Origin of the sequence: Pseudarthrobacter sp. IC2-21 (genome assembly GCF_034048115.1) — a bacterium.
In the GTDB taxonomy this organism is placed as follows: Bacteria; Actinomycetota; Actinomycetes; order Actinomycetales; family Micrococcaceae; genus Arthrobacter; species Arthrobacter naphthalenicus.
The window spans coordinates 2,467,139-2,491,219 of sequence record NZ_CP139145.1 but is presented as its reverse complement, the minus strand read 5'-3'; the positions used below and the strand labels follow the sequence as shown (position 1 = coordinate 2,491,219).

Sequence of the window (24,081 nt, the reverse complement as noted above, 5' to 3'; positions counted from 1 at the left end):
GACGCGGGCATGAGCCGCATCATTGCGGGCGCCGCCGGCGGGACACCGCTGGTCAGCGTCCCGGGGTCCATGACCCGGCCCACCACGGACCGCGTCAAGGAGGCGCTCTTCTCCCGCCTTGACGCCTTCGGGGTCATTGCCGATGCCCGGGTCCTGGATCTTTACGCCGGGTCCGGGGCGCTGGGGGTGGAGAGCGGCAGCAGGGGAGCCAGCTCCGTGGATCTGGTGGAATCCGATGGCAAGGCAAGTTCGGTCTGCCAGCGCAATGCCGACCTCGTCAACGGCGCGGTGGGCCGCAAGGCCGTCACGGTCCACCGCTCCAGGGTGGAGCCGTTCCTGGAGCGGACGGCCGAGGACACCCACTGGGACCTTATTTTCCTGGATCCGCCCTACCCGCTGGACGAGGTTGCCGTGTCCGCAGTCCTGGCCAAACTCGCGCCGCATCTCGCCCCGGCCGCGGTGGTGGTGGTGGAGCGTTCCTCGCGCTCGCCCGAACCCGGCTGGCCCGCGGGCCTTGAACGGTTTGCGGAACGGAAGTACGGCGAAACCAAGCTCTGGTTCGCGGAACCCTCAGTGCCGGACGCCATCGTTCCCGGCGTGGAGGCCATGGCGTAGCGCCTCCCCCCGGCGGAAGCACCCCCCTTGCAGGATGCAGAGGGACGACGGCGGAGTTCCCGCCGTCGTCCCCGTCCGGTCACCCGGCAACCGCTATTTCAGGATCGTGCCCGAAACATCCGGCGCCGAAGGCACAATGCCGTATTTGGCCATCAGGTCGCCAAGTTTGCCCAGCGTTCCCGCATCCAGCTTCCCGTCGAATGCTTCGAGCCGCAGGTTCTTGGCCACCGACTCCGGCATCTTCATAAACGCGGGCAGCAGTGCCCGGACCTTGTCCGGGTTGCTCTGCGCCAGGGCGAGAGTCTCCGTCATGGCCGCCTTGAAGTCAGCCACCTCCTGGGGATTCTGTTGGGCGTAGCTGCCGCTGGTGAAGGTCACCATGGTGGGCAGGCCCGGGATTGCCTCCTGGTTGTTGTACGTCACCAGTTTGTTGCCGTCGGCCAGCAGGCCGGAGAGGAACGGTTCGGGAACCCAGACGGCGTCCACATTCCCCTGGGCCAGCTGGGCCCCCATGTCCTGGAACGGCAGCTCAAGGAACTGGACCCCGCCCGGATCGCCGCCCTGTTTGGACACCACTTCCTTGATGGTCAGGTCTCCCTGGGCATTGATGGTGTTGACGGCCACTTTCTTGCCCACCAGGTCCTTGGCCGTGGTGATGCCGGAGTTGGCCTTGGCGACGACGCCATTGATGTCATTGCCGGTGGGGAGGGAATTCGAAAACCCGGAGACAATCTTCATGTCCAGGCCCTTGTTCTTGGCCAGGAGTACGGACAGCGGGTTACCCACGGAGAAGTTCATCGTGCCGGTGGAAACCGCCGGCAGCATGGCTGCCCCGCCCTGCCCGCTCTGCAGCTCGACCTTCAGCTTGTGCTTCTCAAAGATGCCCTCGTCGATGCCCAGCTGCACGGCAGCGGACGGCGCGATCGAGATGACACCAACGCTGATGTTGCGTACACCGTCGCCTCCGGCCGCGGCAGAGGACGAGGTGGAGCCCGACGGCGATCCGCCGCCGCAGCCGCTGAGCAGCAACGCCGCGGCAACGCCGGCAACGGCCAGTTTTAGCTTTTTCATAACAGTCCACTTCCTTGGGGCGAGTTATCAACGATCGGGTCCGCTGCCAGGCAAACTCTGCGGTCCCGCGAAGGTATATAGATAACAACCCATATAGTTGAAACTGTCAATGATAATTTTCCCCAACGCTTTATTTCCGCCCGGCAGAGTCCCCGCACGGCAGGGGCGACTGCGGGTGGGCTGGGCTGCGGCTCAGTCCGAGAGCACGTCCAGCTCAACACCGGCGAGTACCTTTGCCGGGTGCGGGCCGCGGGCGGTCAGTGCCGCGGTCCAGGCGTCAGGCCAGGCGGACTGCGTGCCGGCGAGGATGATGTTGCCGGGGTAGCGGCCCGCGAACATGCCGGTCTCCGCGAACGCCGCAACGTCGGTCATGGCCCGGCGCATCGCTGCGACCTGGCTCCGCACCAGCGTGAGGCCCGGCTCGTCGCCCACGTTCACGATCAGCACGCCCCGCGGGGTCAGCCGAGCCGCGGCCTCCTGGTAAAACCCGGTGCAGGCGATGTGTTCCGGCGCCTCCGGCCCGGAGAAAATGTCCAGAATGACGACGTCGAAGCGCAATTCCGCGGGCAGCGCGGACAGCGACTCCCGGGCGTCGCTGATCACCGTGTGCAGCCGCGTTCCCGCCGGCATCGGGAGCTGCTGCAGCACGAAGTCCAGCAGTTCACGCTCCAGCTCCACGGCGTACTGCACGGACCCCGGCCGGGTGGCCTGGATGTAGCGGGCCAGCGTGAGGGCGCCGGCGCCCAGGTGGAGGGCCGTGATGGGCTCACCCCACGGGGCCGCAAGATCCACCACGTGCCCGATCCTGCGCAGGTACTCGTAGAAGATGTCGGCGGGGTCGGCCAAATCGACGTGGGACTGCTCGGCCCCTCCGATGCTCAGCACAAAACCGCCCTCCGTGAACGTGTCGGGCTCGATCACCGCATGCTGCCCGGTGGTGCGCAGGAAGCGGCTGGCGGCCCGGGTGCCGTCGGGCTCCGCCATCACAGCTTCCCGGTCAGGGTGGCCAGCCGGGCGGCAGCCTCCTCGAGGACCTCCACCTTCTTGCAGAACGCGAAACGGAGCAGGCTCCGGGTCCGTGCGGCACCCTCGGGGTGGCAGAAGACGGGCACGGGGATCGCGGCCACCCCCACCAGGGCGGGCAGCCGGCGGGCCAGGTCCACGGCGTCGGCAATGCCGAGGGGTGCGGTATCAACGTTGACGAAGTAGGTGCCCTGCGGGGTAAAGACATCGAAGCCGGCGGCCCGGAGGCCATCGCTGAGGATGTCCCGCTTCTTCTGCAGTGTGGCCGAAATCCCCTGGAAGAATTCGTCCGGCAACGCCAGCCCGGTGGCAATGGCGGCCTGGAACGGCGTGCCGGAACTGTAGGTCAGGAATTGCTTGACCGTGCGGACAGCCGCCACCAGCTGTTCCGGTCCGGTCAGCCAGCCGATTTTCCAGCCCGTGAAGGAGAAGGTCTTTCCCGCCGAGGAGATGGTGATGGTCCTTTCGGCGGCTCCCGGCAGCGTCGCGACGGGAAGGTGGCTGGCGCCGAAGGTCAGGTGCTCGTAGACCTCGTCGGTGATGATCAGGCAATCGAACTTTACGGCGAGCTCGACGACGCGCTGAAGGACCTGGCGGGGGAACACTGCGCCGGTGGGGTTGTGGGGGTTGTTCAGCAGAACCACGCGGGTCCGGTCCGTGAACGCCGCCTCGAGGGCCGCCATGTCCGGTAAGAAATCGGGGGAAATCAGCGGAGCGGTGGTGTGGGTGGCCCCCGCCAGTCCGATGACGGCGCCGTAGGAGTCGTAGAACGGCTCGAAGGTCAGCACTTCATCGCCCGGGCCTACGAATGCCAGCAGGGCGGCGGCGATGGCCTCGGTGGCTCCGGTGGTGACAATGACCTCCGTCAGCGGATCCGGAGTCAGGCCATAGAACCGGGCCTGGTGCGCCGCGACAGCCTCACGCAGCTCCGGAAGGCCCTTGCCGGGCGCATATTGGTTGGCCCCGGACTCGATGGCGGCCATGGCTGCGGCCTTGATCTCAGCCGGTCCGTCCTCGTCCGGAAAGCCCTGCCCCAGGTTGATGGCGCCGGTGCGCGCCGCCAGGGTGGTCATCTCCTCGAAGATGGTGACGCCGAGCTGGCCGGCGGGGCCCAGGAGGTTCGCGCCGGCCGCTGTCCGCTGCCACGGAGCCGTTGCTGCGGGCAGGGAAAGTTGCCGTGGTGGATGCATGCAGTCATGGTATCCCGGCCTTCGCATGCGGTAGGTTCGGTGCATGAGACGCGCTGTCTGCCCCGGATCCTATGACCCCATCCACAACGGTCACCTCGAGGTCATTGCCCGCGCCTCCGGGCTTTTTGACGAAGTCATTGTGGCGGTATCCACCAACTACGCCAAGAAGTACAGGTTCAGCCTGGGGGACCGGATCGACATGGCCCGCGAAACGCTGGCGTCGCTGCAGGGCATCGTGGTGGAGCCGGTGGGGGAGGGCCTGTTGGCTGAGTATTGCCGCCAGCGTGGTGTGTCCGCGATCGTGAAGGGCCTCCGGTCGTCGTCGGACTTTGATTACGAACTCCCGATGGCCACCATGAACCGCCAGCTCAGCGGCGTTGAAACCGTGTTCCTGCCGGCCGAGGCACACTACCTGCATTTGTCCTCCACCCTCATCAAGGAAGTGGCGAGCCTGGGCGGCAGCGTCTCGGACTATGTACCGCGTTCCGTGCAAAAAAGGCTGCTCTCAGGCGAGTCGGCGTAGGACCCGCGCTCAAGAGGGTAGGCTTGTCCGGTACTTCGGCGGCTGTCCGACGCCCGGTTTGAGTCCCTGCGGCTCTTCAGGCTAAGATAGTACGTCGGTCATATGTTCAACAGGAGTTCTCATTAAACGAGATGCTAGTTCGCCCTTGGCGTTCGACGTCAAGGATCTCGGGCGCAGCCCGGGCAGCATGCGGACGCTGAAAGAACATGTACCCGCGCCAAAGGATTTTGGCGTGGCACTCATTGGCGTTCAGGAAGGCTCGGATATCGAGCTGGACCTGAGGCTTGAGGCCGTACACGAAGGAATTCTGGTATCAGGAACCGCGCTCGCCGAAGTTACAGGCGAATGCGGCCGATGCCTGGATCCCCTTGCGTATGACCTTGAGGTCAATGTGCAAGAACTTTTCTTCTATGAAGGCGTCCTGCTTTCGGATGAAGAAGACGAAGAAGAGCAACGTCGAGTCGAGCACGATCTGATCGATCTTGAGCCGGTGTTGCGGGACGCAGTTGTAACCATGCTGCCGTTCCAGCCGGTGTGCCGGGAAGACTGCCAGGGCCTTTGCTCCGAATGCGGAGCGCGCCTGGAAGACGAGCCGGGGCATCACCACGAGGTTGTAGATCCTCGCTGGGCCGCCCTGGCTGACTTGGCTAAGCCTGACCGGCAAAACTGATTTGTACGTGTTTGTCTAGAGAGAAATGAGTTAGCCGTGGCTGTCCCGAAGCGGAAAATGTCTCGCTCGAATACCCGCGCCCGCCGCTCCCAGTGGAAGGCAACTGCCCCCCACCTGGTGAAGACTGTCGAGAACGGCCAGGTTACTTACAGCCTGCCGCACCAGGCAAAGGTCGTTACCGACTCGGCTGGCACTGCGCTGTTCCTTGAGTACAAGGGCCGCAAGGTCGCAGACGTCTAATCGGCCCCCAAGGCTGACATGATGTCTTCAACTGAAGAGCTTCTGAAGCGTCTCGGTGTCTCCATTGACGCCGGGACGCTTCGTCTTGCTCTGACACACCGTTCCTACGCCTACGAAAACGGCGGCATCCCCACCAATGAGCGGCTCGAGTTCCTCGGCGACTCCATCCTGGGTTTCTCCGTGACGGACGCCCTGTACCGGGACAACCCGACGCTGCCCGAAGGCGACCTTGCGAAACGCCGCTCCGCGGTGGTCAGCACAAGGGCCCTGGCGGGCATTGGCCGGAGCCTGGGCATCGGCGACTACATCTACCTGGGGCAGGGCGAAAAGCTCACCGAGGGTAAGAACAAGGCCTCCATCCTGGCGGACACCATGGAAGCGCTCATCGGCGCCACCTACGTGTCCAATGACATCGAAACCGCACGGCAGCTGGTCATGCGGCTGATCGGCCCGCTCCTCAAGGACGCAGCAGCCCTTGGCGCCGGCACCGACTGGAAGACCAGCATCCAGGAATTGGCCGCCAGCCGTCAGCTCGGCACCATTTTCTACGCGGTCGAGGGTGCCGGTCCGGATCACGCCCGCACCTTCAAGGCGGTCCTGAACATCGGCGGCAAGCCGTACGGCAACGGTTCCGGCCATTCCAAGAAGGAAGCCGAACAGGAAGCTGCCGCGGACGCTTGGCGTACCCTGTCGGCAGCCAAGGAAGCGGCGGCCAAGGGAACCGCGGCCGGCGGATCAGCCGAGCCCGCGCCCGGCGCCTAAGGTCCGGCCTTGCCCGAACTGCCTGAAGTTGAAGTGGTCCGACGCGGGCTGGTGAGATGGCTCCGCGGCCGCACCATTACCTCCGTTGAGGTCCTGGACCCCCGATCGCTCCGCCGCCACGCCCTCGGTCCCGAGGACTTTATCGGGAACCTCCAGGGCACCACGGTGGTGGACGTGGTGCGCCGCGGAAAATTCCTGTGGATGCCACTGCGCGACACCCCGTCCGCAGAGGCCCCTCCGGAACAGTCTGTGCCGGCCGTCGCCCTGATGGCCCACCTTGGAATGAGCGGTCAACTGCTGATGCAGGACCCTTCCGTTCCGGACGAGAAACACCTGAAGGTCCGCCTCCGCCTGAGCCCCGCCGACGGCATGCCGGACGAACTGCGGTTTGTGGACCAGCGCATTTTCGGCGGCCTTTTTGTGACGGACCTGGTGCCCACGGACGACGGCGGTCCCGGCGGCCTCGCCGAATCGCCGCTTCCGCTGATTGCCGAAGAGGCGGCTCATATCGCCCGGGACCCCCTGGACCCCGCCTTCTCCTTCGGGCTCTTCTACAGCCGGCTCAGGAAACGCAGGACCGGCCTCAAGCGCGCCCTTTTGGACCAGGGGCTGGTCTCAGGCATCGGAAACATCTACGCGGACGAATCCCTGTGGCGTGCCGGCCTGCATTACGCCCGCCCCACGGACAAGCTGCGCCGTTCGGATGCGGAACGCGTGATCACCAGCGCCCGCGAAGTCATGCTCGATGCCCTCGAGGCAGGCGGAACCAGCTTCGACTCCCTGTACGTGAACGTCAACGGCGCCTCCGGCTACTTCGACCGCTCCCTGAACGCCTACGGCAGGGAAGGGCAGCCCTGCAACCGGTGCGCCGCCGTCGGAATTAACTCCCTCATCCGCCGCGAACAGTTCATGAACCGGTCCTCCTACACGTGCCCTGTCTGTCAGCCGCGACCACGGAACGGTCGCTGGTAGAGCACAGGAAAAGTCTGCGGATTCTGCGGTTCCCCAATGCGGGTTCCGTTGGCAGACTGGGCGCATGAAAGCCTGGGGTGTCATTACCGCGGTGGCCTTGGCGGAGCCATGATCGCGAAGAAACTGGTACTCGCCGGAGTCATTGCAGCTGTTGCCCTGGGCGGAACAGCTGTCGTGCTGGATCAGGCATCACAGCCCGCCAAAGCCCCGCCCGCAGCGGTCAACGGCACCGGACCGGTGGACAGCAGTGTCCCGCAGCCCTCCGGGACCGGGACCGCCGCAGCACCTGGAAGCGGCACGGAATCGCCGTCGGCTGCGGTGGCACCCCCTGACGCCGGCGTGACTCCTTCACAGGGTCCCTCCGATCCGGCAGGACGCCGGATCCAGGAGGTTCTGCCGCCAGCCAGTGATGCCCCAACGGGGCTGCCCATGCCTTCGCCGCCGGCCGCCCTGATCCGGACTCCGCTGCCCGCACCCGCGTCAGCCCAGGGCAAGGTAGTGGACGGCTTCCCCGCCAACGTCGTGACCTTCCCCGACCGGACAGCGGTGGTGTCGACGAGTGTGAGCTCCGAGGACCGGACCCTGCAGGCCAGCGCGGTCGGTATTGTGGACCTGACTCCTCTCCAGACCATAGGTCATTTCCAGCAGTCACTGCTGGCCCTGGGCTTCCAGTCCGAATCAGTGTCTTCCGGGGATGGCCGGTCCGTCCGCCTCTCACGCGGGACTGACACTGTGACGGTAGCCATCACCACCACGGGTACCGGAAGCACGCGGTTCACACTTCTGGCCACCCTCCATGCGTAAACGGACCCGCTGATGTACCTTTCCGTGTCAGACCGCAACGGCGGCAAGAAGGACGAACAGGTGGTCACGGCAGGCCGGACCCGCCGGCCCGGAACCCGGTTCAAACTCTCCCACACCATAGTGTGGCTTGGTGTGGTCAGTATGTTCACCGACGTCTCCTCAGAGTCCGTGGCAGCCATCCTGCCCCTGTACATCACAGGCTTCCTGGGGCTCTCGGTGATCGCGTTTGGCGTGCTTGACGGCCTCAACCAGGGGGCAAGCGCCCTGGTCCGGATCGCCGCCGGGTGGACTGCTGACCGGATCGGCCATCCCAAGCGGGTGGCCCTGGCCGGGTACGGGCTGTCGGCGGCGGCCAGAATCGGTCTGCTTTTTGCCGGCGGCTTTTGGTCCCTGACAGCGATCATCACTGGCGACAGAATCGGCAAGGGAATCCGCACCGCTCCCCGCGACGCGCTGGTCACGGTATCGGCGCAGCCCGAACATCTGGCCAGGCACTTCGGCGTCCACCGCATGCTCGATAACATCGGCGCCGCCACCGGTCCGCTCCTGGCATTCTTCATTCTGATGCTCATCCCCAACGGCTACCTGACAGTCTTTGTGGTGTCGTTGGCGTTCGCGGTCATCGGCGTGGCGGCGCTGGTTCTGTTCGTCCCGGATCTGCGGGCCGGAGGACGCCGCCCGGGGGACACCCGGAAAAGTCAGGCATTTGCGTTCCGCTGGGGCATGCTCCGGGAACCGGGGCTTGGGCGCCTGCTCATCGTCGCCGGCGTCCTGGGGCTGCTGACCGTGGGAGACGGCTTCATCTACCTCGTCCTCCAGGATAAGAATTCCTTCGCCGTGCAGTGGTTCCCGCTGCTATATGTGGGCACGAACCTGGTGTTCCTTTTGCTTGCCATCCCGATGGGCAGGCTCGCCGACCGGTGGGGCAAAGCCAAGGTCTTCATCACAGGGCACGCGGCGCTTCTCGCCTGCTACCTGCTGGCCGCCATGCCGTTCGCGGGAATCGGACCCACGCTCGGCTGCCTGGTCCTTCTGGGCATTTTCTATGCGGCCACGGACGGGGTGCTGGCAGCACTTGCCGGCCAGCTCACACCGGTTGAGAGGCTGGCCACGGGCATTGGCGCAGCGCAGACGGTAGTGGCGGTGAGCCGGATGGCTGCTTCGGCAGGTTTCGGGGTCCTCTGGTTCGCAGTTGGGCCGACGACGGCGATGGTTGCCGTTGGCTGCCTGTTGGCCGTCGCCGTCGCGGCATCGCCGTTCATCCTTCACGGGATCGGGCAAGAGAAGCGCGTGGCATGACCCGGAACCGGTGGGAGCCCGACGGAAAGCTTCGGTGGGTCATCCTCCTTGTGGTGACTGTCAGTGTGGTCGCCGGCGCTGGCGTGTACGCCGCCCAGGCGTTCCAGCGCTTTCAGGCTGCCAGCCTGGCAACATCCTCCGCTGCGATCGCCGCGGCCGGATCGTCGCTTCCGGACCAGCCGTTTGTCCTGTTCCGCAACACCGCCTCGGGCCAGGGCTATGGCCAGGCTGCCACAGTGCTGTTGTCCGCTCCGGGAGCGGAACGGGCGGTGGGCGGTGCGGCCTGCGACCGTGTCTACGGGACGAGACGGGAAGTGATGTGCCTGCGGACGAACCGTGGCCTGGTCACCAGCTACGAGGCGGCACTCTACGACAGGAACTGGCAGGAGGTCCGCAGCTGGGCGCTGCGGGGGATCCCCAGCCGGACAAGGCTCGATGGCACGGGAAGTGCCGCGGCAACAACGGTCTTCGTGACGGGCCACTCCTATGCCGGAACAGGCTTTTCGACCGAGACAGTGATCAGTCCGGTGGACGGTGGCCCCGGAACGGGCAGCCTTGAAGACTTTGCCTTGTGGGTGAACGGAGCGCAGGTCAGTCCGTCGGACCGGAACATCTGGGGGGTCACCTTCATGCCGGGCCAGTCCGATTCCTTCTATGCGACGGCGGCATCGAACGGCCGGACATGGCTGGTGGAAGGAAGTGTTTCGGCCCGGAAGCTCACGGCCGTCCACGACGCCGCTGAGTGCCCGTCCGTGTCTCCTGACGGGAAAAGCATTGCGTACAAAAAGAACATGGCCGGCAGCGTCAATCCGCACTGGAACATCGCGGTCCTGGATATTGCCACCGGAACCGAGACCCTCCTTGCCGAGACCAGGAACGTTGACGACCAGGTTGAGTGGCTGGACGGCCACACCGTGCTGTACGGGCTGGGCCGGGAGGATTCGGCCGGCGACAGCGACATTTGGCGGCTGGACGTAGCAGGGGCTTCGCGGCCGGAACTTTTCATCGAACACGCCTGGTCGCCGTCGGTGGTGCGCTGAGGCCGAGCCGGTCATCGAGGCTTGCGTCATCACACAGACCGGCGGCGGGAGGAAAACCCGCTGCCGGTCTGTTCACGTCATTCAGCCTGCCGGATCAGGCGCGAACACCACGTCAACGAAGTAGTTCGTGGCGGTGTCCGTCCGGTTCGGTACTGCCGTTCCTGATCCCAGGCGGTACAACCCGTTGGTGGTGGGCGCGCGGAGGACGCCGCTTGACCAGATCTGGGTAAAGAAGTTGGGGGTGTACGAGTAGCGCCCAACCGGCGCGTTGTACGAGACAACGTAGTTGGCGCCGACGGTCAGCCGGATGGGGCTGGCCAATACCGCGGACTGCCATCCGGTGGCCGTTTCATTGGTAAAAGTCAGGCGGACCAGCCTGGCACCTGCCGGATCCCAGAGCGATCCGGTGTGGATGCCCGTGTTGCTGGGTCCCTTGTAGAAGCGGAGGGCGGTGACCCTACCTGGGGCCGTGGTCCGGAACGCCGTGCCCAGCTCGATGGCACGGGTGTCAGCGGCGGCGGCCACTTGGGGGACCATGGACGAAAACAGGGTCTGGGCCGCCGGCGCCGCGTTGACTGTTGTGAATTGCCAGGATGTGGGAGCGAGCGAGGTGCCCGTTGTGGACACAACGTTGCTGGCGCTCGCGGTGATCTGCGTATTCGAAGGTAAGGGCTGTGCGGGGCTGAACGTGATGGTGCGGGCATCCGCGGACAGCGCCGACGAGCCGGATACGTTGCCGCCTCCTGCCGAGAGCACCAGTGCCGATCCTGGTTGCACGGCGGCGGACAGGGTCAGGCTCGGCTGGGCGCTCTGCACCACGCCGGTTGCATTCGGCGCCGGCGACTGGGCGGTGACAGTCAAGGGTGCCGGCGGGGGCGGTGTGCTGCCGCCCTGTTCAAACACAAGGTCCACCAGGTAGCTGGCGCTGGAGCCCGACGACGGGAAGTCGCCGCTGTAGGAGAAGGAACCGGAACCCGAGGCCGTGCGGAGCGGACCGCTGGTGAACCCTGAGGCGAACCCTCCGGGCGAGGCCGAATAGATGCCGCTGGGGGAGCGGTAGGCGGCAACGTATTCCGTGTCGGCCGCGATGGCCACCGGCTGGCTGAAGGTCGCAGTCTGCCAGCCCGCTGAGGTTTCCCCGCTGAAGGTCACCGTGGCGAGCTGCTGGCCTGTGACGGTGAAGAGCGAGCCGGTGTGTGTGCCGGTATTGCCGGCGGCCTTGTAGAACCGGATGCCGCTAATGGTGCCGGCAGCCGAACTTGCGAACCGGACTCCCAAAGCCACCGGGATGCCGTCATTTGCCTCCATCAGCGTGGGCGTGACGGTGTCCTGGTAAAGGGTGCAGGGGCAGGTCCCTTCGGTCCGCGGTGCCGGGACTGTGGTGAAGGTCCAGGAGCCGCCGGAACTGAGCTGTTGGCCTGTTGCGGAGGTGGCTGTCACTGTGGCTGTGTAGGTGGTGCCGGCAGCCAACGGGGCCGAGGGGGTGAAGGTCATCCTGGACGTTGCGGCGTCGAAGGCCGTCGTCCCCTGGACGGACGCCGTACCCGGGCCGGTGAGGGTGGCCTTCACGGTGGATGCCGTGAGGGCTTTGGAGAAGACCGCGGACACTGCGCTGTTCAGCGCCACGCTTGATGAGCCGGGCAGTGGTGACTGGGCGGTGGCGGTAAAGGGCGGATCCGGGTACTGGACCACCACATCGACGAGGTAGCTGGCCGTTGAACGGGAATTGGGGAAATCACTGGAGTAGGAGTAGGCGCCCGCGTCCGAAGATGCCCTCAGATTGCCTGCGCTAAGTCCCGGGCCGAACCCGTTGACGGTCGCTGAGTACGTGCCGGTGGTGGTCTTGTAAGCCATGATGTATTCCGTATTGGCGGTCATGCCAACAGGCTGGTTGAAGTACGCTGTCTGCCAACCGGAGGTGCTTTCGTTGGCGAACGTCACGGTGGCCAACTGTTGGCCGGAGGCAGTGAACAGCGTGCCCGTGTGCGTACCGGTATTTCCTACGGACTTGTAGAAGCGGACGCCGGTCACGGTGCCGTCGGTGGTGCTGGAGAACCGAATGCCCAGGGTGAGCGGCACGCCGTCCCTGACTTCCGGGAGTCCCGGAAGCACGGAATCGTCATAGAAGCTGCACGGACACGTCCCCGGCACAGGCGGTGAGACAACGGTGGTGAAGGACCAGGTTCCGCCCGCCGTCAGGGATCCGCCACTGGAAGCGGTGGCACTGAGCGTAGCCGTGTAGGTCGTGCCCAGGTCGAGGCCGGACGCAGGCGTGAACGTGGCTTTTCGTGCCACAGCGTCGTAAGCCGTGGTCCCCGCGACGTCGGTCCCGGCAGCGGCCGTGAGTTTCAGCTGGACGCTTGACGCCGTTACCGGCTTGGAGAAGACGGCCCCCACCGTGGTGGATTGCGGAACGCTTGACGAACCGCCCAAGGGCCACTGCCCTGCGGCCGTCAGCGGCGTGGTGTCTGTGGTGTCAAAGACGGCGTCGACGTAATAGTTTCCGTTGCCGTAGCTGCTCGTCGGGTAGGCATCCGGGCTGCCATAGACTCCGGCCGGCGGGCTGGCGAAGCCGCCGGCGACCGTCAGCGGCGGATCGTTGAAGCCGAAGCTGTCCCACTGGCGGTCCTTGGCGGCGTAGTGGCCACGCGGCGCTGTGTACGACACGGTGTAGGTCTGGCCGGCCCCCACGGCAACTGGCTGGGAAAACAGGACCTTCTGCCAGCCGCTGGCCGTTTCCGCTGCGAAGGTTGCACTGGCCACACGCTGGCCGGCGGAGTTCCACAGGGAGCCTACGTGCGTTCCGGTGTTGGCGGTGCTCTTGTAGAACCGCACACCGGTGATGAAACCATCCACCGTTGGGGTGACCTTCAAGCCGAGCTCGTACGCTCCGCCGTCCCCGGAATCCACCACAGCCGGAACCTGGCTGCCGAAGACCGTGTAAGGGCCGGTCAGGTTGAGGCTGCGGGTTGCCGCGGCGCCGATGTTGGCGCTGTCGTCCACGGCACGGACTTTCAGCGTGGCGCTGGACAGCCCCTTCTGGATGTAGGTGTACGTCCAGTTCTGCTTTCCCTGGGCGGGATGCCAGGAAGCTCCGCCGTCGGTGGAGACTTCCACGCCTGAAACAATTCCCCCGGTGTCAGTGGCACTCCCGGAGGCAGTGACACTGCTTCCTTGCGGTATTGAAGCACCTTCGGCAGGGGAGGCTATGGTGACCACCGGGCCAGCGGTATCAGTGCTGGCTGTGGCGGGCGCGAGCGCAGGGTCCCGTGTTCCCGGCTGGGCGCCCATATCGGCCAGCAGGTTCACTTGAGCCTGCTGCATCCGAGGATCTGCCGGCGCCCCGGGGCCGTCATGCTCCTGGTCAAGGCCCCACGTCCACTGAACGCTGCCCGCGGAGAAAACCAGGGCCCCGCTGGCCGCACGGTACAGCGTGATGTTGTGGGTGGTTGTTCCGGCTTTGACCGTGTTTCCGTAGTCCTGAAGGTACTGGTCTACCGGCCCGGTGGTTGTGGACAGCCGGATGAGTCCTGCTGGCCGGAACCCGTTGTCCAGGTCCTCGTTGGATTCGTAGCCCACCGTGTGCGGGGCCAGCTGGGCCGATGTCCCGGTCGCGAGAGTGGCGAGTGAGGTGCCGCGCCAAAGCCGGGCCTTACCTTCCGCGGCGCTGACGGTAACGGGCAAATCTGAGAAATTCGACATGTACAGCGTGCCCGTGAGGCCGTTTTCAGGCAGGCCGCCGCCGTTGGCCTGTGAGGCATACCGGGGATCGCGCCACGTGCCCGTCCATTCAGTGCTGGGATCGATCTTGCTGTTGGCCCACGTTTCCTTGTAGGAGGTGATGGTCCGGTACCCGGCCCCATCCACTGCGGACGGTTCGTACCGTGTGCGCCAGTACATTTCGTTTCCGGAGAGGAACTGGAGATTGACGCCCGCATCACGGGCCGCCGTCACATTGGCCCGCTGTGCCCCCGACCAATATTCATCGTGCCCCACTGAAAGGAACGTTTTGTGGTTGCGAAGCAGGCCTCCGCTGCGATCGGTATCCACGCCGCTGATATAGCTGACGTCATAGCCATTTTTCTCCAGGAAGCGGACCATCGGATATTCGTTGCTGAAGTAGAAATCCCGGCCGTCCGGACCGCCCCTGGTGTTGACGGGCCGGTTGTAACTGACCTTGTACGCGCGCCCGTTTGCCGCTCCTTCGTAGAAGTTAGAGCCCCCGTAGCTGTTATAGGCCTGCCACGTCGTGTCTGATGTTTGGAAGACGACATCCGAGTGGCTCGCATCGTTGCGGACAATGAAGGTGATGTGGCTCTGGTCGCCGTTGTCAGGGCGGGTCAGGAGCGCTATGTAGACACCGGAGACGGCGGCCGAGGGTACCTGCCATGTCGCCGAAACAGCCCAGGTGCCACAGTCATAGAGTTCAGTGCTCACGTCCGTCCGGCACTGCGGCTGGTTCTGCCGCAGGGCGGACGGGGTAACGTCGGCGATCTTGCGGGCTCCAAGGCCCTGATACCAGCCGGTCCGGTAGATGCCGATGGTGTAGTTGGCGGCGGTGGTGTCCACTTTGAACCGGATGGGCTGGCCGGCATTGACACTGATTTCGGTGGCAAAGCCCTGAATGTCGGAATCGCCTGCCCCGGAGATATCCCACTCAGAGGGCGGGCTTCCGGGCTTGGAGTTCTCGCATGCGATGGCGTTGATCAGGGGAGCGCAGGGGTCGGCCGCTGCCGCGCTGGCGAGGAAGGACGCCGGCAGGCCAACAGGCAAGAGCGCAGCTACGAGCGCGAGGGTCACTGCCAGGACGGTCTGCCGCAGGGGCTGCAGGGAACGCTCGGCTGAGGATACGGGCATGTGAACTCCTGGATTGAGTGCGCTGTTGCGTAGCAGGCCCGCAGCGAGTTGCTTCGGGCCGTTGCCGCTCCCCCCAGGGGCAGCCAAACCAAGACATTCAGTTGTCCGCAGGGCTGACGCTCCTGTGCTGCTTCCCCGCCGTCTGCACCGGTGATGGAATTAGCTTGGCTGGAACCGGTCCGAAGACCCGTGAGAGACCACCAAGCTGAGCAGCTCATAGCAACCCTGTTGGTGCGATTCTAGGCTCCGCTTAAACCCTCAACAAGGCGACCGGTCAGTCTGCGGCCAAGTCTGTGGAAACCCGCACAACCCCGCGAAACGGGCAGCGCCACGCGCCTTCATCGCTGCGTCCGGCGTCTCGTTACGGACGCACAGTCCGTGCGGTCGTTGGCGCGCCGTAGTGTGCGGCCAGCTTCGCCAGGCCCTCGTCAAGGGAGACGGCGGGGGTCCAATCGAGGAGCGCACGGGTCTCGCGCTGGTCGAACCAGTGGGCGGTGGAGAGCTGCTCGGCGAGGAACCGTGTCATGGGCGGCTCATCCTCCCTGCCGGAACGGAGCCAGATCTTTTCCACCACGGATCCCGCCGCACGGGCAATCCTGCCCGGCACCCGCCACGATGGCGCCGGCACGCCGCCCGCCGCACAGATGCCAGCCAGCAGCTCACCCACCGGGCGGGGTTCGCCGTTGCTGACCACGAGGGCCCGGCCGTGGACCTGTTCCATGCGGTGCAGCGCGGCAACGATGGCGGAGGCGGCGTTGTCCACATACGTGGTGTCGATCAGGGCGGCGCCCGCGTCGAGCAGCGGCAGGCGGCCGCGGGCGGCCCGCTCGAGCACCCGTTCCACCAACTGGGTATCGCCCGGCCCCCAGACAATATGGGGGCGTACCGCCGCGACCCGGAATTCCCGTGAGTCCGCTGCCAGCGCCAGCAGTTCCGCGGCTGCCTTCGTGCGGGAGTAATCCCCGTGTGCGCGGGCCGGGTCTGCCGGTTCGGCACCCAGCCCGGCAATGGCGGCCCCTGAGTTGGCCACCGAGGGGGAGGAGACGAACACCAGGTCCCGCACGCCTGCCTCGCGGGCGGCCTCGATCAGCCGGCGGGTCCCTTCGACATTAACCTCATGGAAGTCAGCGGCACGCCCCGTGAAGGAGACCTTCGCCGCGAGATGGATGACGCCTTCGAACCCGGCCACCGCACGTCGGACCGCGTCCCCGTCCGTAACGGACCCCGAAAAGTCCGCGGCGCCGTCGACCCCCGCGGCGCGGCGCTGGAACGTCGTGACGGCGTGCCCCTGCCGCACCAGCAGCCGGGCCACTTCACGTCCCAGCAGCCCGCTTGCGCCGGTGACCAGCACCCTCATGGCGTGCCCGGGCGGCCGCCGGCCAGTACGCGGGAGGCCCACCGCGCCAGGCGGGTCCTGTCGATCTTGGCGTTGTGGCGAATATCGGTTGGCTGGGCGGGGACCGCAAGCACGGCGGAGACACTGACGCCCGCGAGGCGCGCGGCGTCCCGCACCCGTCCGGCCAGGTGCGGCGCGGCGGGCCCGGCCCGGCGCACAGCAGGCACCGTCTCGACGACCGCCACGACGGCCTGCGTCCCGGCGGGGCCGACCCCCACAACGGCGGCCAGCCCGACGTCGTCCAGGTGTTCGATGGCCTGCTCGGCACCCACCGGCGTCACCACCGAACCCGGCGCCGTCACGACGTGCGCGAGGCGGCCTTCCACCCAGAGCCGGCCCGCGGCGTCAAAATGCCCAACATCGCCCGTGCGGTGCCAGCCGGCGGTGCGGACGCTCTCCCGCTGGGTCAGCCAGAGCCTGTCGTACGCCTCTTTCACATGCGGCGCGCTGACCAGAATCTCGCCGGTCACCCCCGGCGCCGTGACCGGGCAGTCACCCGGGGCGGTTCCGTCTTCGGCCAAAGGGATCACGGCTACGCGCGCGCCGTTCACGGGCAGGCCAACACACACGCCATTGCCTGCTCCGGGCATGGTTCGTGCGTCCGCGTCCGCCCGGGCCGCGCGGATCTGCTCCAGGCAGATATCCGTGACAGGCAGCGCTTCGGTCATCCCGTACGGGGTGTGCAGCGAAGCCCGCGGCATAAGCCGCTGCACCTCGGCGAGGAGGGGCTCCGGGACCGGTGCGCCGGCGGAGAGCAGCAACTCCACGCGCTCCAGTGCCCCGTGCCCGGCGGGGCTCAGGCTCCCCGCGGTGGCGAGGACGTTCCGGAGGGCCGCCGGCGAGGCGAAGACCACGGTGGCGTCAATGGATGCGGCGGCGTCTGCCAGCGCGCGGGCCGTGAGGGTGCGCGGTGCCGTGACGTCCATGGCAGGGGTCACCGAAACCGCTCCGAGGGCGGGCCCCAGGAGAGCGAACGGTGCGAAGCCCGCCACCAGCCGTGCGCCCGGACGGATCCCCAGCGTTGCGGCCAGGGTATCGCGCATCGCGGCGAGCTGCCGGTGGGTGTAGAGAACGCCCTTGGCAGGTCCGGTGGAACCGGACGTAAAGAGGACGGCGGCCGGTGCGTCGGGAGCCGGAGCCGCGTCCGGAACGGAAGAGTCCGACGTCGGCCCCTCACCGGCGCGGCTTCCGCGGCGGGCGAGCGCGGTGAGGGAGGTTTCCACTCCCAGGAGCCGGCGCCGGGCGGCGGGTAACTCCCGCACGCTGATCCGCCGGCCGGGCCACCCGAGTACCAAGGCGGCGGTGAGGGCCCTGTCGATTCCGATGAGGAAATCCGGGGTGGCGCCTTTCACTGCGCGGCTCAGTCCGCGGGTGCCAAGGCCGGCGTCGGCCACGACCACCACCGCGCCGAGCCGCAGGCAGGCGTAGAGCACCACGGTCAGGTCCACGCCGGGCGGAACCATCAGGCTCACCCTTTTCTGCGGCCCCACCCCGATGTCCCGCAGCCCCGCCGCAAGGCGGGCTATGTTCTGTTCGAGCTCCAGCCAAGTGAGAGAGCGGGTGACCTGCCCGTCCGCAGCCATTTCCGCGACGGCGGTGTCCCCGCCGTCGGCTCCTGCTGCCAGTCCGGTGAGCGGCGCCCAGAGGGGCGGAACAGCGGTGCCTGCCTGTTCCGTTGCGGCGTGGTCCGCCGGCTCAGGAGCGCCGGCCGCGGCGTCCTTCGGCGGAAGAGCGGACGACTCAGCCAGGCCAAGCCCGGCGAGCCATTCGAAGACGGGGGCGGCGATGTCCCGGTCCTCGGCGACGAGGTGCCCGGCACCTTCGAAACGGTGCACCTGCGCGTGCGGCAGACGGCCGAGCAGGTCCTTCAGGTACCGGTCGGAGAAGATCGGATCAGCGGGGCCCCAGAGCATCAGCGCGGGAACGCTCAGCCCTCGCAGGCCTTCGGCGACGTCATTGAGTGCCGGGTAGCTGGGATGGGACGCGTCCGCCGGGATGTCGGCAACAAAGTTGCCAACGCCCGTGCGGCGGCCGGCGCCGCGGTAAGGGGCCATGAAAGCGCGGCGGACCTCCGCGGCCAGGGGCGGACGGGCCAGGGCACGCGTGACCCGCAGGAAGGCGTCCGACGTCGTCGTTCCCCAGCGGTGGACGGCAGGGTGCAGGGCGAGCCGCAGCGCCGCCGGGATGGGGGAGCCGGCGGGCTGGTGGACCGCGGTGTTGGTCAGCACCACCCCGGCGAGCTGTTCCTGGTGTGCCAGCGCCCAGCCCAGGCTGATGACGCCGCCCCAGTCATGGCCCACCGTGACCACCGGCCCGTCCAGCCCGAGGGCGGCGGTGAGGTCGGCCAGGTCGTTGATGCGGTCTGCCAGGGGCCGGAACGTTCCGGTTCGCTCCGAAAAGCCCATGTCCAGTTGGTCCACGGCCACCACGCGCCACGGCCGCCCGGCGGCGGTACCGGTATCCGAAGTGGCGGCGGACCCGGCGTCCGAGCCGGCGGCCAGCAGGCTGCGCCAGAGGAAGGACCACGTCGGGTTGCCGTGCACGCACAGCAGCGTGCCGGCAGGAACCAGTCCCCGGCGCGCGAGCTGCGGACCGTTATCGAGCAGGTGCCAGGTGCGCACAGCGCCGGGTTTATCCGCCGCTGAGGTGGACGGCACGTCAATTTCCCGGGACCATTCGGGGTCAACGCCGGGCCAGTCTGCGGTCACCACACGATTTCCAGCAGGGCGGTGTTGAGCCCGGAACCGACGCCCATGCACAGCACCCTGTCCCCGGCCGCCAGCGTCTGCGCTTCGGCAGCCAGGGTCATGGGGAGCGAGGCCGGGCCCACGTTGCCCCAGTGGGGAAAGGTGATGGGGACCTTTTCCGGATCCAGGCCCACTGCGTCGATGATGGCCTGGGTGTACGCGTTGCTCACCTGATGGGTGACGTACCGGTCCATCGTTGCCCAGTCCCACTCCGGCTTGGCCTCGTGCCAGGCGTCCACCACCAGTTGCAGGCCGCCGTCCAGCAGGCCTTTGGTGTCCGTGGCCATGCCGTCGATGCCGCCCACGCACAGCTCATGGTGTTCAGTGCCGGCGCGCATCACGCCGCCCACGATCCGGTGCGCCCCTGGATGCTGGTCCGCCGGGCCCAGCACGGCTGCGGCCGCGCCGGAACCCAGGGTGAGGGTGGCGAACTCACGGCCGAAGTCCTCACGGGTGGTCTCCGGCCGCTGCAGCCGGGCAAGGGTGGCCTCCTGAGTGGCCTGGGCATCCTCACCGTTGACGATCATGGCGTACTTGATCTGGCCGGAGTCGATCATGTTGGCCGCCAGGGTCAGGCCGTTGACGAAGCCCAGGCAGGCGTTGGCAAGATCGAAATTCATGGCCGACGACGGCAGGCTGAGGCCATGATGGATCTTCACCGCGACGGACGGCTCCAGGCTGCGCCGTGTGACGGAGGTGTTGATCAGCAGACCCACCTCCGACGCTTCCACCCCGGATTCGGCCAAAGCCTTAGCGCCCGCCTCGATGGCGGCGTCGTCGAACGAGGTCCCCGGCGCCCACCAACGGCGGTGGGTGATCCCTGCCACCCGTTCAAGCAGGCGCGGGGGAAACTTCAAGCGCCGCAGGGTGGGGGCCAGCCTGCGGTCGAAATCAGCGGAACTGACGATCTTGGGAGCTTCGACGCTGCTCACCGAAAGCAAAGCGGTGTTGTTGTGCCGGAATGTTGCATTCCCTGTCAAATTAAGCCCCTATTCGTGTCTGTACTGCGCTCCGGTGGCTGACCGCACCATCGAGCACCAGCCCAAGTGCTTAACTATGCCGGGTCCGGGCCAGTTCCTGCACATGCCGCCGGCCCCGCACTGCCGGTAGTACCTGCGGCTCCTGCGCGCGGATCTGCAAGGAATTGTCGCAGCCCCGCAGTAGATTGTAAGTAACAGGGGCCGTTTCCCCGCTACATTCCCCCGATACCAGCCCCCCATACCAGCCCAGTGCGCCGAGCAGGAGACCCGAACCACCTTGCACCTCAAGAGCCTTACCGTCCGGGGATTCAAGTCGTTCGCGTCGGCAACGACGTTCGACTTCGAGCCCGGAGTCACGGCCGTGGTGGGGCCTAACGGTTCAGGAAAGTCCAATGTGGTGGATGCCCTGTCCTGGGTGATGGGGGAGCAGGGGGCCAAGACACTGCGCGGCGGCAAAATGGAAGACGTCATTTTCGCCGGCACGTCCGGGCGCCCGCCCTTGGGCCGCGCACATGTCTCCCTGACGATCGACAACACCGACGGTGCCCTGCCCATTGAGTACAGCGAAGTCACCATCTCCCGGACGCTGTTCCGCACCGGCGGCTCCGAATACGCCATCAACGGGGCCAGCTGCCGCCTCCTCGACATCCAGGAACTGCTCTCGGACTCCGGCCTGGGCCGGGAAATGCACGTCATCGTGGGCCAGGGCCAGCTCGACAAAGTCCTGCACGCCACCCCCGAGGACCGCCGCGGATTTATCGAGGAAGCCGCCGGAATCCTCAAGCACCGGCGCCGCAAGGAAAAGACGGTCCGCAAGCTGGAGGCCATGCAGGCGAACCTGCAGCGGCTCACGGACCTGACCGGAGAGATCAGGCGCCAGCTGACCCCGCTCGGCAAACAGGCCGACGTCGCCCGCCGTGCCCAGAGGGTCCAGTTCGATGTCCGCGATGCACGCGCGCGGCTGTTGGCCGATGACCTGGCCCGGGAGCGAAACTCCCTGGCCCGGGACGTCGCGGATGAGGCAGCCCTGAAAGCCCGCAGGGCCGCGGTGGAGCAGGAACTGGAGTCCGGGCGCCGGCAGCAGGCCGCCATCGAGCACCTCGCGGCGGAGGCCACACCCAGGCTCAACGGGGCGAGGGACACGTGGTACCGGCTGAACGCGGCGCGGGAACGCCTCCGCTCCCTCGGTTCCCTGGCCCGGGAACGCGGCCGCCTCCTCGGTGCCGCCGATGCCGAACCGTACTCTGGACGGGACCCGGAGCAGTTGGAGCGGCAGGCCGCACGGGTCCGGGAGGAACTCTCGGAACTCGATCGTCACATCCTTGACCGGCGGAGCGCCCTGGAGTCGGCAACAGGTGCCAAGTCCGAAGCTGAACAGGCCGCCGCCGCCGAGGACAAGCGCCTCACGGCCGTGCTCCGCGCCGCAGCAGACCGCCGCGAAGGGCTCGCCAAGCTGGCCGGCCAGGTGGGCGCGGCCAGGTCGCGGGTGGAGTCCGCCCAGGCCGAACTGGGCCGGCTCCGCGATTCGCTCGCCGCCGGGCAGGACCGCCGCAGCAAGGCCCAGTCCGAGTTCACCGCCCTCGAAAGCCAGGTAGCCGGCGTTGAGGAAGGCGAGGAAACCCTCGACGCCGACTACGAGGACGCCAGCGCCGAACTCGACGCCGTTGTTCAGGAGATTGCCAATCTGACCGCCGCCGGCAGGGAAGCCGTCCGCGAACGCGACTCCCTGGTGGCCCGGCGCGACGCCCTGCAGCTTGGACTCAACCGCAAAGACGGTGCGGCCCATGTCCTCAGCGCCGGCCTCGAGGGTGTCGCCGGGACGCTGGCGGCAGGGCTATCTGTTGAACCGGGCTATGAAACGGCCATCGCCGCCGCACTCGGGGAAGCCTCCGAAGCCATCGTGGTCCGCAATCCCGAAGTGGCGGCCGCCGTGGTGAAGCTGCTCAAGGACGACGACGCCGGCCGCGCCGTGTTGCTGCTGGAATCGGCCGCACCGGCGCGCCCGGGCACGGTGACGTCGGGTTCGTTGCCTGCCAAGGCCCGCCGGGCACTTGACCTGGTGACCGCCAGCGGGGACCACGGCGCGGCGGTGGCCGCGCTTCTCGGGGGATCCGTCGTCGTCGGTGACGTGGCGGCCGCCGGCGCATTGGTCGGTGAACGGCCTGAGCTCACCGCCGTTACCGTGGCCGGGGATGTTCTGACAGCGCTGACCGTCACCGGAGGATCCGCGAAGGCGCCGTCGCTGCTTGAAGTGCAGGCCGCCGTCGACGACGCCGAATCCAGGCTCGCTGCCGTCACCGCGGATCTTGAGCGGAACCGGTTCGCGCTCGCCGGCGCGGAAGCGCGGCGCGCCAAAGCGCAGGCCCGGACCGACGCTGCCTTGGACAGGCTGCACGATTCGGACGCCAGGCTCGCGGCCGTCGCTGAGCGCCTCGGCCACCTGAATTCAATCCTGCGCAGCGCCGTCGGGGAAAGCGACAGGCTTGCCGCTTCCCTGGCCAGGGCCGAAGCGAACGTACGTGCCGAGGAGGAGGCGCTCGCGGCCATCGCCGCCCGGCTGGCCGCGGCGCAGGAAGCGCCCGCGGAGGAAGAACCGTCCACCGAACAGCGCGACGCCCTGGCCCGGGCAGCGTCCCTGGCCCGGTCCGCCGAAATGGAAGCCAGGCTCGCGCTCCGCAGTACCGAAGAACAACTGACCGCCACCCGGAACCGGGCCGTCTCGCTCGAACGCGCAGCCGCCACGGAGCGCAAAGCCCGGGAAGAGGCGGCCGAAAGGGCGCGCCGCCGGCGGCTCCAGGCCCGGCTGGCCGCGGCAGTGGCAGCCGCGGCGGATCTGGCCATCCGCTACATTGACGTCTCCGTGGATCTGGCCCGTGAAGAGCGCGATCTTGCGGAGGAGAACCGGGAGCAACGGGACCGCGAACTGCAGTCGATCCGCGGAGGCAACGACTCCCTGGCCCGCGAGCTCACCGAATTGACTGATTCGGTGCACCGGGACGAACTGGCCCGCACCCAGCACAGGGCGCGGATTGAGACCCTGGAAAGCCGGTCCATCGAGGAACTGGGCATCACGCCGGACGTCCTGGTGGCGGATTTCGGCCCTGACGTACCGGTGCCGGTCCCTGCGGAGGACAGCGGTGATAAGTGGGCCGCGCTGCGGACACCGGTGGACGGCAGCGGCGCCCCGGTGGTTGAGGGCAAACCGTTTGTCAGGGAGGAACAGGAGAAACGGCTTCGGAAAGCCGAACGGGACCTCTCGGCCCTGGGTAAGGTCAACCCGCTGGCGCTGGAGGAATTCGCGGCCCTCGAAGAACGGCACCAGTTCCTCAGCACCCAGCTTGAGGACCTGAAGTCCAGCCGCAAGGACCTCCTGGACATCATCAAGGAAGTGGACGACCGGGTGCAGAGGGTCTTTGCCGAGGCCTTCGAAGACACCCAGGCCCAGTTCGTCCGCGTCTTTGGCCGGCTCTTTCCCGGCGGCGAGGGCCGGCTGGTCCTGACCGACCCGTCGGACATGCTCACCACAGGCATCGAGGTGGAAGCCCGGCCGGCCGGCAAGAAGATCAAGCGGCTCTCGCTGCTCTCCGGCGGCGAACGGTCCCTCACCGCCGTAGCCCTGCTGGTGGCCATCTTCAAGGCCCGCCCCTCGCCGTTCTACGTGATGGATGAGGTGGAGGCGGCCCTGGACGACACCAACCTTGGCCGCCTCATCACCATCTTCGAAGAACTTCGCGAGTCCAGCCAGCTGATCGTGATCACCCACCAGAAGCGGACCATGGAAGTCGCCGATGCGCTCTACGGCGTCACCATGCGCGGCGACGGCGTGTCAACCGTTATCAGCCAGCGGCTGGGGGCCGACGTCTAGATCGGTGCTGGTGGGACCCCCAAGCGG

17 protein-coding genes are annotated in these 24,081 nt (G+C 67.1%); 10 read left to right on the top strand and 7 right to left on the bottom strand.

Annotation, left to right across the window (positions count from 1 at the left end):
• Positions 1 to 9: 9 nt before the first annotated feature.
• The gene (gene rsmD / locus SBP01_RS11485) at positions 10 to 615 is read left to right on the top strand and encodes a 16S rRNA (guanine(966)-N(2))-methyltransferase RsmD (protein ID WP_320535860.1); all 606 of its coding nucleotides are present in this window, start codon (positions 10 to 12) and stop codon (positions 613 to 615) included.
• A gap of 93 nt (positions 616 to 708) precedes the next feature.
• On the opposite strand, the gene SBP01_RS11480 is transcribed toward rsmD, so the two are convergent.
• The 3 genes from SBP01_RS11480 to SBP01_RS11470 all read right to left on the bottom strand — a co-directional run bounded on the left by SBP01_RS11480 (position 709) and on the right by SBP01_RS11470 (position 3,899).
• On the bottom strand, positions 709 to 1,686 hold the full coding sequence (locus SBP01_RS11480; RefSeq protein WP_320535859.1) for an ABC transporter substrate-binding protein: 978 nt from the start codon (positions 1,684 to 1,686) through the stop codon (positions 709 to 711).
• Positions 1,687 to 1,878: 192 nt separating this feature from the next.
• Positions 1,879 to 2,670: a fused MFS/spermidine synthase gene (locus SBP01_RS11475; RefSeq protein WP_320535858.1), complete on the bottom strand. Its 792-nt coding sequence runs from the start codon at positions 2,668 to 2,670 to the stop codon at positions 1,879 to 1,881.
• Entirely contained in the window at positions 2,670 to 3,899 is a 1,230-nt protein-coding gene (locus tag SBP01_RS11470) for an aminotransferase class I/II-fold pyridoxal phosphate-dependent enzyme (RefSeq protein ID WP_320535857.1), read from the bottom strand. The genes SBP01_RS11475 and SBP01_RS11470 overlap by 1 nt, the downstream gene beginning before the upstream one ends.
• 43 nt (positions 3,900 to 3,942) lie before the next feature.
• Here SBP01_RS11470 and coaD point away from each other — a divergent pair, with 43 nt between their 5' ends.
• From coaD to SBP01_RS11430, 8 genes are all read left to right on the top strand, one after another.
• Positions 3,943 to 4,422 carry a pantetheine-phosphate adenylyltransferase gene (gene coaD, locus SBP01_RS11465; RefSeq protein ID WP_275215667.1) on the top strand — a complete coding sequence of 160 codons (480 nt, stop codon included), beginning with the start codon at positions 3,943 to 3,945 and terminating at the stop codon, positions 4,420 to 4,422.
• 145 nt (positions 4,423 to 4,567) lie between these two features.
• On the top strand, positions 4,568 to 5,092 hold the full coding sequence (locus tag SBP01_RS11460) for a YceD family protein (protein WP_275215668.1): 525 nt from the start codon (positions 4,568 to 4,570) through the stop codon (positions 5,090 to 5,092).
• A 36-nt stretch (positions 5,093 to 5,128) separates the two neighbouring features.
• Positions 5,129 to 5,332: a 50S ribosomal protein L32 gene (gene rpmF, locus SBP01_RS11455; protein ID WP_009356569.1), complete on the top strand. Its 204-nt coding sequence runs from the start codon at positions 5,129 to 5,131 to the stop codon at positions 5,330 to 5,332.
• Between the two features lie 21 nt (positions 5,333 to 5,353).
• Positions 5,354 to 6,094 (top strand): ribonuclease III, encoded by a 741-nt coding sequence (rnc, locus tag SBP01_RS11450; RefSeq protein WP_320538331.1) that lies wholly within the window; start codon positions 5,354 to 5,356, stop codon positions 6,092 to 6,094.
• 9 nt (positions 6,095 to 6,103) lie between these two features.
• Positions 6,104 to 7,066, top strand: coding sequence for a bifunctional DNA-formamidopyrimidine glycosylase/DNA-(apurinic or apyrimidinic site) lyase (gene mutM, locus SBP01_RS11445; RefSeq protein ID WP_320535856.1), 963 nt, complete (start codon positions 6,104 to 6,106; stop codon positions 7,064 to 7,066).
• A 108-nt stretch (positions 7,067 to 7,174) separates the two neighbouring features.
• Positions 7,175 to 7,870, top strand: a complete 696-nt coding sequence (locus SBP01_RS11440; protein ID WP_320535855.1) for a hypothetical protein — start codon at positions 7,175 to 7,177, stop codon at positions 7,868 to 7,870.
• 12 nt (positions 7,871 to 7,882) lie between these two features.
• On the top strand, positions 7,883 to 9,169 hold the full coding sequence (locus SBP01_RS11435) for an MFS transporter (RefSeq protein WP_320535854.1): 1,287 nt from the start codon (positions 7,883 to 7,885) through the stop codon (positions 9,167 to 9,169).
• Positions 9,166 to 10,209 (top strand): hypothetical protein, encoded by a 1,044-nt coding sequence (locus tag SBP01_RS11430; protein ID WP_320535853.1) that lies wholly within the window; start codon positions 9,166 to 9,168, stop codon positions 10,207 to 10,209. The genes SBP01_RS11435 and SBP01_RS11430 overlap by 4 nt, the downstream gene beginning before the upstream one ends.
• An 81-nt stretch (positions 10,210 to 10,290) precedes the next feature.
• On the opposite strand, the gene SBP01_RS11425 is transcribed toward SBP01_RS11430, so the two are convergent.
• The 4 genes from SBP01_RS11425 to SBP01_RS11410 form a co-directional block, all read right to left on the bottom strand.
• The gene (locus SBP01_RS11425; RefSeq protein WP_320535852.1) at positions 10,291 to 15,066 is read right to left on the bottom strand and encodes a DUF4082 domain-containing protein; all 4,776 of its coding nucleotides are present in this window, start codon (positions 15,064 to 15,066) and stop codon (positions 10,291 to 10,293) included.
• A gap of 361 nt (positions 15,067 to 15,427) precedes the next feature.
• On the bottom strand, positions 15,428 to 16,423 hold the full coding sequence (locus tag SBP01_RS11420) for an NAD-dependent epimerase/dehydratase family protein (protein ID WP_320535851.1): 996 nt from the start codon (positions 16,421 to 16,423) through the stop codon (positions 15,428 to 15,430).
• Positions 16,420 to 19,173, bottom strand: a complete 2,754-nt coding sequence (locus SBP01_RS11415) for an alpha/beta fold hydrolase (RefSeq protein ID WP_320535850.1) — start codon at positions 19,171 to 19,173, stop codon at positions 16,420 to 16,422. The genes SBP01_RS11420 and SBP01_RS11415 overlap by 4 nt, the downstream gene beginning before the upstream one ends.
• Entirely contained in the window at positions 19,167 to 20,189 is a 1,023-nt protein-coding gene (locus tag SBP01_RS11410) for a 3-oxoacyl-ACP synthase III (RefSeq protein ID WP_275215676.1), read from the bottom strand. Before SBP01_RS11410 ends, SBP01_RS11415 begins: the two co-directional genes overlap by 7 nt.
• 277 nt (positions 20,190 to 20,466) lie before the next feature.
• Here SBP01_RS11410 and smc point away from each other — a divergent pair, with 277 nt between their 5' ends.
• Entirely contained in the window at positions 20,467 to 24,054 is a 3,588-nt protein-coding gene (gene smc, locus SBP01_RS11405; RefSeq protein WP_320535849.1) for a chromosome segregation protein SMC, read from the top strand.
• The last annotated feature ends 27 nt before the right edge of the window (positions 24,055 to 24,081 follow it).

Coding starts and splice junctions, on each gene's coding strand:
- rsmD (WP_320535860.1), top strand. CDS start 10: ATGAGCCGCATCATTGCGGGCGCCGCCGGCGGGACACCGCTGGTCAGC.
- SBP01_RS11480 (WP_320535859.1), bottom strand. CDS start 1,686: ATGAAAAAGCTAAAACTGGCCGTTGCCGGCGTTGCCGCGGCGTTGCTG.
- SBP01_RS11475 (WP_320535858.1), bottom strand. CDS start 2,670: ATGGCGGAGCCCGACGGCACCCGGGCCGCCAGCCGCTTCCTGCGCACC.
- SBP01_RS11470 (WP_320535857.1), bottom strand. CDS start 3,899: ATGCATCCACCACGGCAACTTTCCCTGCCCGCAGCAACGGCTCCGTGG.
- coaD (WP_275215667.1), top strand. CDS start 3,943: ATGAGACGCGCTGTCTGCCCCGGATCCTATGACCCCATCCACAACGGT.
- rnc (WP_320538331.1), top strand. CDS start 5,354: ATGTCTTCAACTGAAGAGCTTCTGAAGCGTCTCGGTGTCTCCATTGAC.
- SBP01_RS11440 (WP_320535855.1), top strand. CDS start 7,175: ATGATCGCGAAGAAACTGGTACTCGCCGGAGTCATTGCAGCTGTTGCC.
- SBP01_RS11435 (WP_320535854.1), top strand. CDS start 7,883: ATGTACCTTTCCGTGTCAGACCGCAACGGCGGCAAGAAGGACGAACAG.
- SBP01_RS11430 (WP_320535853.1), top strand. CDS start 9,166: ATGACCCGGAACCGGTGGGAGCCCGACGGAAAGCTTCGGTGGGTCATC.
- SBP01_RS11425 (WP_320535852.1), bottom strand. CDS start 15,066: ATGCCCGTATCCTCAGCCGAGCGTTCCCTGCAGCCCCTGCGGCAGACC.
- SBP01_RS11420 (WP_320535851.1), bottom strand. CDS start 16,423: ATGAGGGTGCTGGTCACCGGCGCAAGCGGGCTGCTGGGACGTGAAGTG.